The organism is Citrobacter europaeus, from assembly GCA_020099315.1.
Lineage (GTDB): Bacteria > Pseudomonadota > Gammaproteobacteria > Enterobacterales > Enterobacteriaceae > Citrobacter > Citrobacter europaeus.
In genome coordinates this window covers 18,100-33,780 of record CP083650.1, presented here as the reverse complement: position 1 = coordinate 33,780, position 15,681 = coordinate 18,100, and the positions used below count along the sequence as shown (strand labels likewise).

Sequence of the window (15,681 nt, the reverse complement as noted above, 5' to 3'; positions counted from 1 at the left end):
ATTCCTTTATGTCGTTCAGGTGCGGGTGCAGGGGCGAAGCGGCAGGGGAATTCCCTTTTGCCTGTCGCACGGCATCTTTACCGGCAGCCTGTTCTGGAGCGTGCTAACTGCGCATCGCTCCGTTTTATTTCTATGATTAACAACCAGTTTTCATTCGGAGGATGAAATTGGGAATCGAACCCACTGTGTGTCATCGGCTGACGGAACACTTCTGGAAAACAGCCTGTACCGTTCCTGACGTGCCGGCGAGGTTTAACCCCCTGCGTTTTCAGCGTGATTGACGTAAGAGTTATTGCCAGAAGCGTGCCAAAAAGAAAAATACGTGAATTAAATTTTTAACTCATTGATTAACAATCATTTTATTTTACGCACTTAGATTAAAGATTGCCGTGGCGAAGATATTTTCTTATCTTTTTATATCGACATTTATCTTTTTGGATAAACCATGAAAAAGCGGCGGGTTGTAATTGGCGTACTGGGTACGGTGCTGGACAAGCGCGGTAAACGCGCTAATCGATTTAAAAAGTGGCGACCCACGGTTGGATTGTGCCAACAGCCTGATCTCCCTGTCGACAGACTGGAACTGCTGCACCAGCCACGCGATGAGAGCATGGCGCAAAGGTTGATTGAAGACGTCGCGCTGCTCTCACCTGACACCGAAGTACGCCCACATGCCGTGACTATTAACGACCCCTGGGATTTTGAAGAGGTCTACGCCGCTTTCCTCGACTTCGCCACCCACTACTGCTTTGATACGGATAATGAAGAGTATCTGGTGCACATCACCACCGGGACGCACGTCGCGCAGATCTGCTGGTTTCTGCTGACGGAAGCCCGCTACCTGCCCGCCAGCCTGCTACAAACCAGCCCGGCACCAGCCGGTTCATCGGACGAAGCCGTCGCCGCTGGCGTCTGCTCGGTTATCGATCTCGATTTAAGCCGCTATGCCACGCTCACCAGTCGTTTTCAGCGCGAACAGCAGCAGTCTGTCTCCTTTCTGAAGGACGGGATTGATACGCGCAACGCCACCTTCAATAAACTGATCGATCGCATTGAGCGTGTAGCATTACGTTCGACCGACCCGATCCTGCTCACCGGCCCCACCGGTGCGGGTAAATCCTTCCTGGCGAAACGTATTTTTCAGCTACGCCAGTCGAGGCATCTGGTGGCAGGGAAACTGGTCGCCGTCAACTGCGCAACCCTGCGTGGCGACAATGCGATGTCTACGTTGTTCGGTCACGTGAAAGGGGCGTTTACCGGCGCACTCACGGCGCGCAGCGGACTGCTGCGTGAAGCGGATGGCGGCGTGCTGTTCCTTGATGAGATAGCCGAGTTAGGGCTGGACGAGCAGGCCATGCTGCTAAAAGCGATAGAGGAAAAAACCTTTTTCCCGTTTGGATCGGACAAAGAAGTACACAGCGATTTTCAACTGATAGCCGGAACCCATCGCGACATGCAGCAATGGGTCGCTGAAGGCCGTTTTCGCGAAGATCTCTATGCACGTATCAATATGTGGAGCTTCGCCCTGCCCGGTCTGGCGCAGCGGCGGGAAGATATCGCCCCGAACATCGAGTATGAGCTACACCGTTTTTCCAGCCGTAAACAGATGCAGATCCGTTTCGACAAAGAGGCTCGCGTTTGTTATCTGGCATTTGCCTGTTCCCCACAGGCGCAGTGGCGCGGCAATTTTCGCGAGCTAAGTTCATCCATCGCGCGAATGGCGACACTTGCCGAACAGGGGCGCATCACCTTATCCCTTGTCGAAGAAGAAATTGCGCTGTTAAAGGAGAGTTGGCAGATTGTCGCTTCGCAACCTGAACTGAACATGGACATAGACCTGTTCGATCGCCGCCAGTTAGAAACGGTGTTGGAAGTGTGCCGCCGCAGCGCGTCGCTGTCGGAGGCGGGGCGCGAACTGTTTGCCGTCTCACGGCAAAAGAAAGCCAATCCTAACGATGCAGACCGCCTGCGCAAATATCTCGCCCGCTTCGGACTGAGCTGGGAAAACGTTCGCAGCGGAACATAAACATAATTTGTTTGAATAATATTTCATCACGCGATAAACAATAACTATAGCCGGGCTCGAACCCGGCTTTTTATAACAACACAACACATTTCAATCGCAAGGAATATAACATGCTCGCTACTCTCACGCGGCTGTTCCCGTTATGGGCGCTGCTGCTCTCTGTGATTGCGTATTACACGCCCACCACCTTTACGCCTGTCGGGCCATTCGTGCCGTCGTTACTGATGCTGATCATGTTCGGCATGGGCGTTCACCTGAAGGTGGACGACTTTAAACGCGTACTCTCACGTCCAGCCCCCGTCGCGGCGGGTATTTTCCTGCACTATCTGGTGATGCCGCTCGCCGCATGGATTTTAGCGCTGGCATTTAATATGCCGCCGGAATTATCCGCAGGGATGGTGCTGGTCGGTAGCGTCGCCAGCGGAACAGCATCAAACGTCATGATCTATCTGGCAAAAGGCGATGTGGCACTCTCTGTGACTATTTCATCGGTTTCAACGCTGGTCGGCGTTGTCGCCACACCGCTGCTGACACGGCTGTATGTCGACGCGCATATCCAGGTCGATGTGATGGGTATGTTGCTGAGTATCCTGCAGATCGTGGTCATTCCGATTGCGTTGGGATTGGTCATTCACCACCTGTTCCCACGCGTCGTAAAAGCCGTGGAACCCTATCTGCCCGCATTTTCTATGGTGTGCATTCTGGCAATCATCAGCGCCGTCGTGGCGGGTTCTGCCTCGCACATTGCGTCGGTCGGCTTTGTGGTGATTATCGCCGTAATCCTGCATAACACCATTGGCCTGCTCGGCGGCTACTGGGGCGGAAAACTGTTTGGTTTCGACGAGTCAACCTGCCGGACGTTGGCTATCGAAGTGGGCATGCAGAATTCAGGACTTGCCGCTGCGCTGGGCAAGATCTACTTTGGCCCGCTTGCCGCCCTGCCCGGCGCGTTGTTCTCCGTCTGGCATAACCTTTCCGGTTCGCTGCTGGCAGGCTACTGGTCCGGCAAGCCGATTGAAGAGAAACCACACGCAGTAAAACAACACTAATCTTCATAAATGGAGGAGGCATCCTCCATTTCTCCCTTCCTGCATTTGAACCCCATCACAAAACAACAAATATCAACACAAAACAAAATAATTATTTAATTGTTATATTTCAATCAAATATACGAATAAACTTGTTTAAAACCCCAATTTAATCATTTTATGCATGTTGATTTGGTTTGTTTTAATTGGGAATATGATTCCACTACAACACAGATAAACCCTTACCCTATCTTCGAGGCCGCTATGAAAAAAATTGCGATTATTGGAAGCAGTGGAGGCAACCTCTACAACCTGGGTGGTGCTGAACCCGAAAAGCTACTCCAGGAAATTTACCAGCAGTGCGAAGCCGCAGGTGTGGAAGTTGCCGCTGTGCAGTTCATTGCGGCAGAGGCCTCAATGGACGCTGCCAAACCTCACACGCCAGCGTCTGTATTTGCACTAACCACAGAAAACCAACAAAAACCACAAAGGATATTTCAGGGCAAACTTTCAGAAGTGAACGACTCGGTAGTTGAGAGCGATTTCAGGATTGCTGAGATGATCCGTAACGGTGAGATCGACGGGATCATCGTGATGAGCGCCGATCCGGTGAAGGCCAACCAGGCTGTCTTTGCCGCCGCTGTTGAGATGAAAACACCGATTGTTGGCACCGGCGGAACCTCAATGGCGCTAGTGGCGGCAAAAGGGGCAAATGTCGTCGCAACCTCGGGCACGACGGGAACCACCAGCCGAACCCGCGCAGTCTCCTTCATCGCATCACTGTGTAAGCACTGGGGCGTTAAATATAAACCACAGTTGGGCAGCGCTTCTCCTTCACAGGGCGGTTCTGGAAAAAGCCTGCTTAAGCGCTTCAATATTCGCAGCATTATGATCCCTGCGCTGCCGGGCTTTATCGCCATGGCAATCGTGCTCGCACTCAGTCACATTCCGGGCCTGGAAAAACTCAACGATATCTTTGAAATTCTACTGAAGGGCCTGCCGGTTTTAGTTGCGGTTCTCGCAGCAAAACAGATTTCGGAACTGGATGAAGTCTCAATTGTTGCTGGGGTGGTCGCCGGAGTACTTTCCGTAGAAGGCGGTCTGATTGGAGGGATCATCGGTGGTTTGATGGCCGGGATTTTCGTTCGTTGGCTGTTTGAATTATGCCTGAATTGGCGCTTTCCGATGACCACCGTCAACATTGTAGCGGGTGGGATCTCGGGCCTGGCCGCTGGGTTAATCATGCACTATCTGCTGAGTCCGCTGGCGCTGTCAGCAGGTAATTACATCAAACTGGCTATCGAAAGCACACTGGCCTTCAGCCCTATTCTTGCCGGCCTGCTGGCTGGGTTGGTTATCTGGCCAGCTATTCTGGGGGGAGTCTATCACGCAGTCATTCTGCCGCTGGTGCTTCTGGAAATGGAAAAATCCGGCGTCAGCTTCCTCGGTGCTGTCGATATGGTGGGCCTGGTGATGGTTGCTGCAGGTATCAACCTGGCTAACGTCATCGCACCACGAGAAAAAAGCGAAGCAGCCGTCGCGACGCCCGGCCTGCTTATCAACCTCGGCTTTGGGACCTTCGTTGAATCGGCCTATCCGTTCATGTTTGCCAACAAAATTGTCTTTGGTTCAGCGATCGTTTGGGCCGGTCTGGGCGGCATGATGCTGGGTTTCTTTAACGTCAAAGGCGTGGCTTATGTCCCTGCATTTGCCTCTCCGTTCTTATCCAGCAATGCGCTGCAAATGGCGATTGTGATGGTTACCGTCATGGGCCTGACCTGTATTTCCACCATTATTGCCAACCGTTTTAAGGCTGTCGCACAGAAAGAATCTACCGCGTCAGCCCATTAATTAATGCACCAACACCAGAGGTACACCATGTTTAAAGGCGATATGAATAAAAAACGCGCTAAAGCGTTACAGAAAGTGAAAGATGCCATCACGCTGCACGGCGGGCAAACCATCCTCAGCACAGGGATAACTGGCGACGATGCGCGTCTGGCAAAAGCAGTATGTGAGGCGGGCGTTAAGCTGCTCGAACCGAACCATCCCGCACTGGCATTAGCGCGTGGGCATAAGGGGGTGAGCAACATGCACGCGGCGGAACAAATCCGCCACGAAATTACTAACAGCCAGATGGCCGAAGCAGTACATGGCGTACGTAATGTGGTCCCTGACGATATCTTCATTACCGTCGGTATCGCAGGTGGCTTTACCGAAACGTTACCAGTCCCGCTCACGGAAACAGAGATACTGGAGATTGCTCGTGCTGGTGCCGATGGCTTACACACCCATAAATCCGACTGGGACGATCTACAGGACATCGTTAATCTCGCCCATCAGTATGGCCTGACCGTTGATGCTTATATTGGTCACCCGGATGACCTGCATACCTTCGGTATTCCTGCGCGCACTCCGGAAGAGGTCGCCAGCGTAGCAAAACGGATGCAGGAAATTGGCGTCGACATGATTGGTTTAATGACCGGTATGAGCTACGAAGGCGTAGCCGCAGGTGATATTCCGCAAGCCATTAAAGATCGCCTGTGGGCACTGGTCGGCGCGGTAAGCGTGCCGACGCTGGCGGAAGGCGGAATTAACCTCGCCAATGCCAAAGCGTTTAAGGATACCGGGGTCAATATTCTGGTCGTCGGTACGGCAATCGACAATATGGTCTGCAACGCCGCCAAAGAGGCTGTCACACCGTTTATTGCGCATTGATATTAAGGGAAAAGAAGCATGTTACTGGTCACCGATCTGGATGGAACACTACTGACTTCGCAAAAGACAATCAGTCCACGCACACGTCAGGCACTCATTGATTTCCACCAGCGCGGTGGCCTGCTGGCCGCTTGTTCTGCCAGACCGGTCTCCTCTATGATGCGCCTGCTACAGCAGCAGCAGGTTGATGCACTGTTTGGTTGGTGCGCAGGCTTCAACGGAGGTCAGATTCTCGAGATGGCGCAGCAGCGCAATATCCATACTGCAGCGCTCTCTTGTATGAATCTTCGGGATATTGACAGACATATTGCGCTTTCCCTCTGTCCTCATCACTTTTTTAGCGCCGATGCTATTTATCATCGTTGCGACCAACAGGTAGCGCCATGGACAACTTATGAAGCCCGTTTATTTGAATTACCACTTATTTCGGCAGCACCTGGAAATATTTTAAACCGGCATGATATTTATAAAATCACACTCGTTACTGAGCAGTTAAAAATAAACACACTGTTTGCAGAAGTGAATAATAAATTACCTTATGGCTATACAGCGACTATCACTGGGGAGAATTACATTGATATCCAACGTAGCGAAATAAATAAAGGTTATGCTATTAGCATGTTAATGCGCCAGTTAAATATAACAGCAGAAAAGGTTGCGGCGATTGGCGACCAGCAAAACGATATCAGTATGTTTTCCGCCGCCGGCATTGGTATTGCAATGGGGAATGCGCCAGAGGCAGTAAAACAACAAGCCAGCTATGTGACGGCCTCTAATGATGATGAGGGTATTGTCTGTGCGTTGGAGTGGTTGCGTTGCTCTGCACATCCAGTTACCATGCGCCAAAGCACGACGTTGGCGGAAAATAATGAACCCGATTAAAAGAAGAAAACATATCCTCGATGAATTAAATAAATTCGGTGAAGTGACGGTTATCAAATTATCGGAAACGCTAAAAGTCACATCAGAGACCATTCGCCGCGATCTCTCCATCCTGGAGTCTGAAGGGCAAATTACCAAGATTCACGGTGGAGCCGTCAAGAAGCAGGTTGTTCAGGAAGATGAATTTGGCGCGCGGATTGATATACACCGCGAAGAAAAAATGGCAATTGGTAAACTTGCCGCCGGGATGGTCAGCGAGCACGACACTCTATTCATTGATTCCTGCACAACCAATCTTATTCTGGCCGAACAATTACCTCCTCTGGCCTATTCCGTTATTACTAATTCAGCCTTGATTGCCGATAAAATCAAAGAACATAATCTCAAAGCGCGCGTTTATGTATTAGGTGGTGAATATGACTACCATTTCCGCGCCAATCTCGGCGTCTCCGTTTGTCAGCAAATAAACACTATTCACGCAGATATCTGCTTCATCGGCGCGGGTGGTATTTCACCTCAACATGGTGTGCTGGTGAAAAGCTTCGATGAAGCCTATGTTGCCAAATCAATGATTGCTATGAGTAAAAAGTCGGTAATTCTTGCCGACCATACAAAATTTGGCCAGGACGGTGTGATGTGTATCGCCACATTAAAAGAGATCGATAACATCATCACAGACAAGCGATTCAGAACAACGTGCTATACACAGCAGGACTTTGCCGGAAAATTACGTATTGCTGAATAATACAATACATGACGCTATCAGCAGGTTCTGGATTACCGTACACTGAGGATATCGGCTAACAGAGGGCACCCCTATGGCACTCCCCCGCATTACCCAAAAAGAGATGACCGAGCGCGAACAGCGTGAACTGAAAACGCTGCTCGACCGCGCGCGCATTGCGCATGGTCGCCTGCTGACCAACGCAGAAACCAACAGCATCAAGAAAGAGTACATCGATAAACTGATGGCCTTGCGCGAAGCGGAAGCGAAAAAAGCCCGCCAGTTGAAGAAAAAGCAGGCTTATAAACCGGATGCGGAAGCATCGTTTTCCTGGTCAGCAAATACGCCAACGCGCGGCAGACGTTAACGCCCTTTCTTCTTACGCCCCGGCGAGGTAAAACGCTTACCGTTTGCCGCCGGGCGCGATTTCTCTTTCTCCGCCGATTTTTCGATTTTCACTACCGGGCGCTTAATGCCTGCGGTTTTGGGCTTCGCTTTCGCCTTCGGTTTGGCTTCTGAGGACGAGTTCTCAATCAGCTTGAACAGATCGATCAGTTCGTCATCCGTCAGGTCGCGCCATTCACCCAGCGGCAGACCGGACAAACCAACGTTCATGATACGCGTACGCTCAAGTTTGGTAACTTCATAGCCAAAGTGTTCGCACATACGACGGATCTGACGGTTCAGCCCCTGAATCAGCGTAATGCGAAACACAAACGGCGCTTCTTTCTTCACCTTACATTTTTTGGTGACGGTGCCGAGGATTGGCACACCGGCCCCCATCCCACGGATAAAATCATCAGTGACCGGCTTATCTACCGTCACCAGATACTCTTTTTCGTGATCGTTACCGGCACGCAGGATTTTATTCACCAGGTCGCCGTGGTTGGTCAGAAAGATAAGTCCCTGAGAATCTTTGTCCAGACGACCGATTGGGAACACGCGCTTGCTGTGATTGACGAAATCAACAATGTTGTCGCGCTCGCTGTCTTCGGTGGTGCTGACAATCCCTACCGGCTTATTCAGCGCGATAAAAACCAGATCTTCCGCTTCACGCGGCTCAATCAACCGACCATTTACTTTTACGACGTCGCCAGGCATCACCTGATCGCCAATGGTGGCGCGTTTGCCATTCAGGAAGACATTCCCTTGTTCGATAAAGCGATCCGCCTCGCGACGCGAGCAGATTCCGCTTTCACTGATGTATTTGTTTAATCGGATAGATGAGTCGGGCAGCATAGTTTCTCCTGTATACACTTCATCCTTCAAGCTGTCTCTGCGTTGGCTGCCCTCACTCACCCAGGTCGCATAGCAATCTATGCTCCCAGGGATTCGCTACCTTGCCGCCTTGGTACAACTTGAATGACTTTGTGTATTAAAAGCGAAATATACCCTACCTTGTGGGCGATAAAAAATAATCGTGTTCGAATGCCCGAGCGCTATTTGTGATCCGCCCCGCCTTTTGACACAAAAGTGTCAGTGATCCATATCTGCAATTTTGTTGAATGAAAACAAGCAGAATCAAGATATTAGAGCAACAAGCACATATGTGCCAAAGACGCGCAATCACCACATCAAATGTGCAGCACAATCGGTCAGTTATTGACGCTGAAATAAGTGAAAATAGCTTTGAGATGTGAAACAGATGGGGTTATATCAGATCAAGAAGGCAATTTCGTGATTTGCACAAATGTGCAGGAGTCCCAAAATGGCGATGGAAAACAGCGATGATATCCGCCTGATCGTAAAAATCGCGCAGCTTTATTACGAGCAGGATATGACACAAGCGCAAATCGCCCGCGAGCTGGGGATTTACCGCACCACGATCAGTCGGTTACTAAAACGTGGCCGCGAGCAGGGTATCGTCACCATCGCCATTAATTACGACTACAACGAAAATCTGTGGCTGGAACAGCAGCTAAAACAAAAATTTGGCCTGAAAGAAGCGGTCGTAGTCTCCTGCGACAGCGAACAGGAAGATGAACAACTTAATATGATGGGCGTGCATGGCGCACAGTTACTGGAACGCTTACTGGAGCCCGGCGACATTATTGGTTTTTCATGGGGTCGCGCGGTACGGGGATTGGTTGAAGGATTATCCCCGGCCAACCAGTCACGCCAGCTTATCTGTGTGCCGATTATCGGCGGACCGTCCGGCAAACTTGAAAGCCGCTACCACGTCAATACGCTGACCTACGGCGCCGCGGCAAAGCTCAAGGGGGAATCGCACCTGGCCGATTTCCCGGCGCTGTTGGAAAACTCGCTGATCCGTAACGGTATTATGCAGTCCCGGCACTTTAAATCGATTTCCGCCTACTGGGATAATCTGGACGTCGCGCTGGTCGGAATTGGGTCTCCGGCAATACGCGATGGTGCCAACTGGCACGCTTTTTACGGCAGTGAAGAGAGTGATGACCTGCATGCCCGCCATGTGGCCGGAGACATTTGCTCGCGCTTTTACGATATCAACGGTGTAACCGTAGAGACCAGGATGAGTGAAAAGACGCTCTCCATCGAAACCAATAAATTAAAACAGGCGCGTTACTCCATTGGCATTGCAATGGGTGAAGAAAAATACACTGGGATATTAGGCGCATTACGTGGGAATTATATTAACTGTTTAGTCACCAACAGCCATACCGCTGAATTATTGTTGAAGTAAATATATTTGAATTGATCCTGCCATAATTAATTTTATGTGGGATCCCCTTATCTGAAACTGGGAGTTTATTATGCAAACGTGGTTAAATCTGCAAGACAAAGTCATTATTGTTACCGGTGGTGCATCCGGAATTGGTCTGGCCATTGTCGAGGAGTTATTAGCGCAAGGCGCAAATGTGCAAATGGCAGATATTAATAGTGGCGAAGGTAAATATGAAAACCATAGCGGATATCATTTCTGGCCAACGGATATTTCCAGCGCTAAAGAGGTTAATCATACTGTTGCTGAAATTATCCAACGCTACGGACGTATTGATGGACTGGTAAATAATGCTGGCGTTAACTTCCCGCGGCTACTGGTCGATGAAAAAGCACCCGCCGGGCAATACGAACTGAACGAAGCTGCTTTTGAAAAAATGGTTAATATCAACCAGAAAGGTGTGTTCTTAATGTCGCAAGCGGCGGCACGCCAAATGGTAAAACAGCATAACGGCGTGATTGTGAATGTCTCTTCAGAAAGCGGACTGGAAGGCTCAGAGGGCCAAAGCTGCTATGCCGCCACTAAAGCCGCGTTGAATAGCTTTACCCGTTCCTGGTCGAAAGAGTTGGGCAAACACGGCATTCGAGTGGTTGGCATTGCACCTGGCATTCTGGAAAAAACCGGTTTGCGCACCCCCGAATATGAAGAAGCGCTGGCCTGGACCCGCAACATCACCGTCGAACAGCTGCGTGAGGGTTATACCAGGAACGCGATCCCGATTGGTCGCTCAGGGCGTTTAAGCGAAGTCGCTGATTTTGTTTGTTATCTCCTCTCAGAGCGCGCCAGTTATATCACCGGAGTAACCACTAACATTGCGGGCGGAAAAACGCGCGGCTAAGGAGGTTTTATGGTCAATGCAATCTTCTGCGCTCACGGCAATCTGGCCTGCGCCATGCTGGAATCGGTACAGATGGTCTACGGCGATGCCAACGTCGAAGCGGTGGCATTTGTCCCTGGGGAGAACGCCAGCAACATCGTGGAAAAACTGAAAAAGTTAGTAAGCGTTCACACTGGCGATGAATGGCTGATTGCCGTCGATCTGCAGTGTGGCAGTCCCTGGAATGCTGCCGCTACGCTGGCAATGCAAAATCCCGCTATTCGGGTTATTAGCGGGTTGTCGCTGCCATTGGCGCTGGAACTGGTTGATAACCAAAGCAGTATGAATGTGGATGAACTGTGTGAACACCTGACGACCATTGCTCAACAAACCTGTGTCGTCTGGCAACATCTGGAAACGACCGAAGAGGATTTCTGATGAACATTACCCTTGCTCGTATTGATGACCGTTTGATTCACGGTCAGGTCACCACCGTCTGGTCAAAGGTGGCGAATGCCCAACGAATTATTATCTGCAATGACGACGTTTATAACGATGAAGTACGTCGCACATTATTACGTCAGGCCGCCCCGCCCGGAATGAAGGTTAACGTCGTTAATCTCGAAAAAGCAGTCGCTGTTTACCATAACCCGCAATATCAGAGCGAAACCGTTTTTTATCTGTTTACCTGCCCGCAGGATGCTTTAGCAATGGTAAAACAAGGGGTAAAAATCGCCACGTTAAATATTGGCGGCATGGCCTGGCGACCGGGTAAAAAACAATTAACCAAAGCGGTCTCTTTAGATGATGACGATATCAAAGCTTTTCGTGAGTTAGATAAATTGGGGGTTACGCTGGATTTACGCGTCGTCGCATCGGATCCATCAGTTAATATCCTTGAAAAAATAAAAGAACAATCGCTCGCTGAATAAATAAAAATGCCTGTGTATTTATGCTTTAACAGGCAGGGATGATCACATTCACAAGGTGACATATTATGGAAATAAGTACCCTACAAATTATCGCCATATTTATATTTTCCTGTATTGCCGGAATGGGCAGCGTGTTGGATGAGTTCCAGACCCACCGTCCGCTTATTGCTTGTACCGTTATCGGCCTGATCCTCGGTGATTTAAAAACCGGGATTATGCTCGGCGGCACGCTGGAGTTAATCGCTCTGGGTTGGATGAACGTCGGCGCAGCGCAGTCTCCCGATTCAGCGCTCGCCAGTATTATCTCCGCCATTCTGGTTATCGTCGGTCAGCAAAGCATTGCTACCGGTATCGCCATCGCCCTGCCCGTCGCGGCGGCAGGCCAGGTACTGACGGTATTCGCCCGTACCATTACCGTGGTATTCCAGCACGCGGCGGATAAAGCAGCCGAAGACGCCCGCTTTCGCACCATCGACATGCTGCACGTTTCCGCTCTCGGCGTACAGGCGCTGCGCGTTGCCATTCCTGCATTAATCGTCTCGCTGTTTGTCAGCGCGGATATGGTCAGCAGCATGCTCAACGCCATTCCGGAATTCGTCACCCGCGGATTGCAGATTGCCGGTGGCTTTATCGTGGTGGTCGGTTACGCCATGGTGCTGCGCATGATGGGCGTGAAGTACCTGATGCCCTTCTTCTTCCTTGGATTTATTGCCGGAGGGTATCTCGATTTGAGTCTGCTGGCTTTCGGTGGCGTGGGCGTGATCATCGCGCTGGTCTACATCCAGTTAAACCCACAGTGGCGTAAAGCCGAACCGCAGGCGCAACCCGCCTCTTCCCAAGCTCTCGACCAGCTTGATGACTAATGGAGCCAGCCATGGAACAGAAAAAACTGACCAAATCCGACCTGTTTAGCATGTTTGTTCGCTCCAACCTGCAACAGGCATCATTCAACTTTGAACGCATTCATGGGCTGGGCTTTTGCTACGACATGATCCCTGCCATCAAGCGCCTGTATCCACTGAAAGAGGACCAGGTTGCGGCACTCAAACGGCACCTGGTGTTCTTCAATACCACACCTGCCGTTTGCGGCCCGGTAATTGGCGTGACCGCCGCGATGGAAGAAGCTCGCGCCAACGGCGCGGAAATTGACGATGGTGCAATCAATGGCATCAAAGTTGGCCTGATGGGTCCGCTGGCCGGCGTCGGCGATCCGCTGGTATGGGGAACACTGCGCCCGATTACCGCCGCGCTCGGCGCATCGCTGGCACTGTCCGGTAACATTCTCGGCCCGCTATTGTTCTTCTTTATTTTCAATGCAGTACGTCTGGCAATGAAGTGGTACGGCTTACAGCTTGGCTTTCGTAAAGGGGTCAACATCGTCAGCGACATGGGCGGCAACCTGCTGCAAAAGTTGACCGAAGGCGCATCAATTCTTGGCCTGTTTGTCATGGGGGTGTTGGTCACCAAATGGACCAGCATCAACGTACCACTGGTGGTATCACAAACGCCTGGCACAGACGGTACCACCGTCACCATGACCGTGCAGAACATTCTCGACCAACTCTGCCCCGGCCTGCTGGCGCTGGGTCTGACGCTGCTGATGGTGCGGCTACTCAACAAGAAAATTAATCCGGTGTGGCTGATCTTCGCCTTGTTTGCGCTGGGGATTATCGGTAACGCGCTGGGCTTCCTGTCCTGATTTTTCCGCCCCGGCGATGCTGGGGCTACTTCAACAAATTGTCCTCGAAAGAGGAAGAGGTGGTAACAATGCAAACAACAACAGCTTTACGCCTTTATGGTAAACGCGATCTGCGCCTGGAAACCTTCGATCTTCCTGAAATGCAGGATGATGAAATTCTTGCTTCCGTCGTAACCGACAGCCTTTGCCTTTCTTCCTGGAAAGAGGCTAATCAGGGTGAGAACCACAAAAAGGTGCCAGATGATGTGGCCACCAACCCAATCATCATCGGCCACGAGTTCTGCGGCGATATTATTGCCGTGGGGAAAAAATGGCAGCACAAGTTTCAGCCCGGCCAACGCTATGTCATTCAGGCTAACCTGCAACTGCCGGATCGCCCGGACTGTCCCGGCTACTCCTTCCCATGGGTGGGCGGTGAAGCCACGCACGTCATCATTCCTGATGAAGTCATGGAGCAGGACTGCTTGTTGGCTTACGAAGGCGAAACCTATTTTGAAGGTTCATTGGTTGAGCCACTGTCCTGCGTGATTGGCGCATTCAACGCCAACTATCACCTGCAGGAAGGCACTTATAACCATAAGATGGGCATTCGTCCGCAGGGGCGTACGTTAATCCTCGGCGGCACTGGGCCAATGGGACTACTGGCGATCGACTACGCGCTGCATGGTCCGGTTAACCCGGCGCTGCTGGTAGTGACCGACACCAATAACGACAAGTTGAGCTACGCCCGCAAGCACTATCCGTCAGAGCCACAAACGTTGATCCACTACCTTCACGCCCAGGATGCAGCTTATGACACATTGATGGCATTGAGCGGCGGCCATGGGTTTGACGACATCTTTGTATTTGTACCCAACGAAGAGCTGGTCACGCTGGCCTCTTCCCTGCTGGCTGCCGATGGCTGCATGAACTTCTTTGCGGGTCCGCAGGATAAGCAGTTTAGCGCGCCGATTAACTTCTACGACGTGCACTACGCCTTTACCCATTATGTTGGGACATCTGGCGGCAATACCGACGATATGCGCACGGCGGTAAAACTGATCGAAGAGAAGAAGGTTCAGGCCGCAAAAGTGGTGACGCACATTCTGGGGCTGAATGCGGCTGGTGAGACAACGCTGGAACTGCCAAAAGTCGGTGGCGGGAAAAAACTGGTCTACACCGGCAAAGCCTTTCCGTTAACCGCGCTCACCCAGATTGATGATTCAGCCCTGCGTGACATCCTGGAGCGCCATCAGGGGATTTGGTCGCAGGAAGCTGAACAGTACATATTGTCTCACGCCGAGGAAATTTAACATGATTAACCGCGACACCCAGTTGTGCATGTCGCTTGCCGGTCGCCCCGGCAACTTCGGCACACGTTTTCACAACTATCTGTATGAAAAGTTGGGGTTAAATTTTATCTACAAAGCTTTTACTACGCAGGATATTGAGGCCGCAGTGAAAGGCGTTCGCGCGCTAGGCATCCGCGGCTGCGCGGTCTCGATGCCGTTTAAAGAGAGCTGCATGCCGTTTCTGGATGCCATCGATCCTTCCGCAAAAGTCATTGACTCCGTCAACACCATCGTCAATGACAACGGTAAGCTGACAGGATTTAACACCGACTATATTGCGGTAAAAAGCCTGATTGCCAGCCACCAGCTTGATACCCACGCACGCGTCATGATCCGCGGCAGCGGTGGAATGGGTAAAGCGGTTATCGCCGCGTTTCTCGATGCCGGTTTTCGCGATGTTATCGTCGCCGCCCGCAATCGTGAGAGCGGCCCGGCGCTGGCAAAACAGTACGGTTTCCAGTGGCAGCCTCAGCCGGAAGGGATTACCTGCGATATTCTGGTCAACGTGACGCCCGTCGGCATGGCTGGCGGTAAAGAGAGCGATGAACTGGCCTACAGCGAAGCAATGGTCGCTGCCGCCAGCGTGGTGTTTGACGTCGTCGCCCTGCCGCCGGAAACACCGGTAATCAAACTGGCACAGCAATTAGGTAAAAAGACCATCAGCGGTGCAGAGGTGATTGCCTTACAGGCCGTGGAGCAGTTCGCCATGTACACCGGCGTACGCCCGGATGACGCGCTAATCGCCGAAGCGGCAGAATTTGCGCGGGCGGGGTAAAAAGCAGGAACAGAGCGCCAGGGATGGGCGCTCTGTTTATTTTAGGTA

The 15,681-nt window shown here is 51.3% G+C and carries 16 protein-coding genes; 15 read left to right on the top strand and 1 reads right to left on the bottom strand.

Features of this window, described 5'->3' with window-relative positions; genetic code table 11:
* Positions 1–445 precede the first annotated feature (445 nt).
* The 7 genes from rtcR to LA337_00110 all read left to right on the top strand — a co-directional run bounded on the left by rtcR (position 446) and on the right by LA337_00110 (position 7,745).
* Entirely contained in the window at positions 446–2,026 is a 1,581-nt protein-coding gene (gene rtcR, locus LA337_00140) for an RNA repair transcriptional activator RtcR (GenBank protein ID UBI16162.1), read from the top strand.
* Between the two features lie 110 nt (positions 2,027–2,136).
* Positions 2,137–3,075, top strand: a complete 939-nt coding sequence (gene panS / locus LA337_00135; protein UBI16161.1) for a ketopantoate/pantoate/pantothenate transporter PanS — start codon at positions 2,137–2,139, stop codon at positions 3,073–3,075.
* Between the two features lie 243 nt (positions 3,076–3,318).
* Positions 3,319–4,905, top strand: coding sequence for a PTS sugar transporter (locus LA337_00130; GenBank protein UBI16160.1), 1,587 nt, complete (start codon positions 3,319–3,321; stop codon positions 4,903–4,905).
* A 27-nt stretch (positions 4,906–4,932) separates the two neighbouring features.
* Entirely contained in the window at positions 4,933–5,772 is an 840-nt protein-coding gene (locus LA337_00125) for a histidine biosynthesis protein (protein UBI16159.1), read from the top strand.
* Positions 5,773–5,790: 18 nt separating this feature from the next.
* Positions 5,791–6,654 carry a Cof-type HAD-IIB family hydrolase gene (locus tag LA337_00120; protein UBI16158.1) on the top strand — a complete coding sequence of 288 codons (864 nt, stop codon included), beginning with the start codon at positions 5,791–5,793 and terminating at the stop codon, positions 6,652–6,654.
* Positions 6,641–7,399 carry a DeoR/GlpR family DNA-binding transcription regulator gene (locus tag LA337_00115; GenBank protein ID UBI16157.1) on the top strand — a complete coding sequence of 253 codons (759 nt, stop codon included), beginning with the start codon at positions 6,641–6,643 and terminating at the stop codon, positions 7,397–7,399. Before LA337_00120 ends, LA337_00115 begins: the two co-directional genes overlap by 14 nt.
* 73 nt (positions 7,400–7,472) lie before the next feature.
* Positions 7,473–7,745, top strand: coding sequence for a DUF3811 domain-containing protein (locus LA337_00110; GenBank protein ID UBI16156.1), 273 nt, complete (start codon positions 7,473–7,475; stop codon positions 7,743–7,745).
* Here LA337_00110 and rluF read toward each other — a convergent pair.
* Positions 7,742–8,617 carry a 23S rRNA pseudouridine(2604) synthase RluF gene (gene rluF / locus LA337_00105; protein ID UBI16155.1) on the bottom strand — a complete coding sequence of 292 codons (876 nt, stop codon included), beginning with the start codon at positions 8,615–8,617 and terminating at the stop codon, positions 7,742–7,744. The two genes, LA337_00110 and rluF, sit on opposite strands and share 4 nt — an antisense overlap.
* A 475-nt stretch (positions 8,618–9,092) precedes the next feature.
* Here rluF and LA337_00100 point away from each other — a divergent pair, with 475 nt between their 5' ends.
* The 8 genes from LA337_00100 to LA337_00065 all read left to right on the top strand — a co-directional run bounded on the left by LA337_00100 (position 9,093) and on the right by LA337_00065 (position 15,633).
* Positions 9,093–10,040 (top strand): sugar-binding transcriptional regulator, encoded by a 948-nt coding sequence (locus LA337_00100; protein UBI18363.1) that lies wholly within the window; start codon positions 9,093–9,095, stop codon positions 10,038–10,040.
* Positions 10,041–10,110: 70 nt separating this feature from the next.
* Positions 10,111–10,917, top strand: coding sequence for an SDR family oxidoreductase (locus LA337_00095; protein UBI16154.1), 807 nt, complete (start codon positions 10,111–10,113; stop codon positions 10,915–10,917).
* Positions 10,918–10,926: 9 nt separating this feature from the next.
* Positions 10,927–11,334 (top strand): mannose/fructose/sorbose PTS transporter subunit IIA, encoded by a 408-nt coding sequence (locus tag LA337_00090; protein UBI16153.1) that lies wholly within the window; start codon positions 10,927–10,929, stop codon positions 11,332–11,334.
* Positions 11,334–11,828 carry a mannose/fructose/sorbose PTS transporter subunit IIB gene (locus LA337_00085; protein ID UBI16152.1) on the top strand — a complete coding sequence of 165 codons (495 nt, stop codon included), beginning with the start codon at positions 11,334–11,336 and terminating at the stop codon, positions 11,826–11,828. Before LA337_00090 ends, LA337_00085 begins: the two co-directional genes overlap by 1 nt.
* Before the next feature lie 65 nt (positions 11,829–11,893).
* Positions 11,894–12,691, top strand: a complete 798-nt coding sequence (locus LA337_00080; protein ID UBI16151.1) for a PTS mannose/fructose/sorbose transporter subunit IIC — start codon at positions 11,894–11,896, stop codon at positions 12,689–12,691.
* 11 nt (positions 12,692–12,702) lie between these two features.
* Positions 12,703–13,527, top strand: coding sequence for a PTS system mannose/fructose/sorbose family transporter subunit IID (locus LA337_00075; protein UBI16150.1), 825 nt, complete (start codon positions 12,703–12,705; stop codon positions 13,525–13,527).
* A gap of 68 nt (positions 13,528–13,595) precedes the next feature.
* On the top strand, positions 13,596–14,819 hold the full coding sequence (sorE, locus tag LA337_00070; protein ID UBI16149.1) for an L-sorbose 1-phosphate reductase: 1,224 nt from the start codon (positions 13,596–13,598) through the stop codon (positions 14,817–14,819).
* Position 14,820: 1 nt separating this feature from the next.
* The gene (locus LA337_00065; GenBank protein ID UBI16148.1) at positions 14,821–15,633 is read left to right on the top strand and encodes a shikimate 5-dehydrogenase; all 813 of its coding nucleotides are present in this window, start codon (positions 14,821–14,823) and stop codon (positions 15,631–15,633) included.
* The last annotated feature ends 48 nt before the right edge of the window (positions 15,634–15,681 follow it).

What these genes read in the sequence shown, in the direction of transcription:
- rtcR (UBI16162.1), top strand. Translation starts at nt 446, where the DNA reads ATGAAAAAGCGGCGGGTTGTAATTGGCGTACTGGGTACGGTGCTGGAC.
- panS (UBI16161.1), top strand. Translation starts at nt 2,137, where the DNA reads ATGCTCGCTACTCTCACGCGGCTGTTCCCGTTATGGGCGCTGCTGCTC.
- LA337_00130 (UBI16160.1), top strand. Translation starts at nt 3,319, where the DNA reads ATGAAAAAAATTGCGATTATTGGAAGCAGTGGAGGCAACCTCTACAAC.
- LA337_00125 (UBI16159.1), top strand. Translation starts at nt 4,933, where the DNA reads ATGTTTAAAGGCGATATGAATAAAAAACGCGCTAAAGCGTTACAGAAA.
- LA337_00120 (UBI16158.1), top strand. Translation starts at nt 5,791, where the DNA reads ATGTTACTGGTCACCGATCTGGATGGAACACTACTGACTTCGCAAAAG.
- LA337_00115 (UBI16157.1), top strand. Translation starts at nt 6,641, where the DNA reads ATGAACCCGATTAAAAGAAGAAAACATATCCTCGATGAATTAAATAAA.
- LA337_00110 (UBI16156.1), top strand. Translation starts at nt 7,473, where the DNA reads ATGGCACTCCCCCGCATTACCCAAAAAGAGATGACCGAGCGCGAACAG.
- rluF (UBI16155.1), bottom strand. Translation starts at nt 8,617, where the DNA reads ATGCTGCCCGACTCATCTATCCGATTAAACAAATACATCAGTGAAAGC.
- LA337_00100 (UBI18363.1), top strand. Translation starts at nt 9,093, where the DNA reads ATGGAAAACAGCGATGATATCCGCCTGATCGTAAAAATCGCGCAGCTT.
- LA337_00095 (UBI16154.1), top strand. Translation starts at nt 10,111, where the DNA reads ATGCAAACGTGGTTAAATCTGCAAGACAAAGTCATTATTGTTACCGGT.
- LA337_00090 (UBI16153.1), top strand. Translation starts at nt 10,927, where the DNA reads ATGGTCAATGCAATCTTCTGCGCTCACGGCAATCTGGCCTGCGCCATG.
- LA337_00085 (UBI16152.1), top strand. Translation starts at nt 11,334, where the DNA reads ATGAACATTACCCTTGCTCGTATTGATGACCGTTTGATTCACGGTCAG.
- LA337_00080 (UBI16151.1), top strand. Translation starts at nt 11,894, where the DNA reads ATGGAAATAAGTACCCTACAAATTATCGCCATATTTATATTTTCCTGT.
- LA337_00075 (UBI16150.1), top strand. Translation starts at nt 12,703, where the DNA reads ATGGAACAGAAAAAACTGACCAAATCCGACCTGTTTAGCATGTTTGTT.
- sorE (UBI16149.1), top strand. Translation starts at nt 13,596, where the DNA reads ATGCAAACAACAACAGCTTTACGCCTTTATGGTAAACGCGATCTGCGC.
- LA337_00065 (UBI16148.1), top strand. Translation starts at nt 14,821, where the DNA reads ATGATTAACCGCGACACCCAGTTGTGCATGTCGCTTGCCGGTCGCCCC.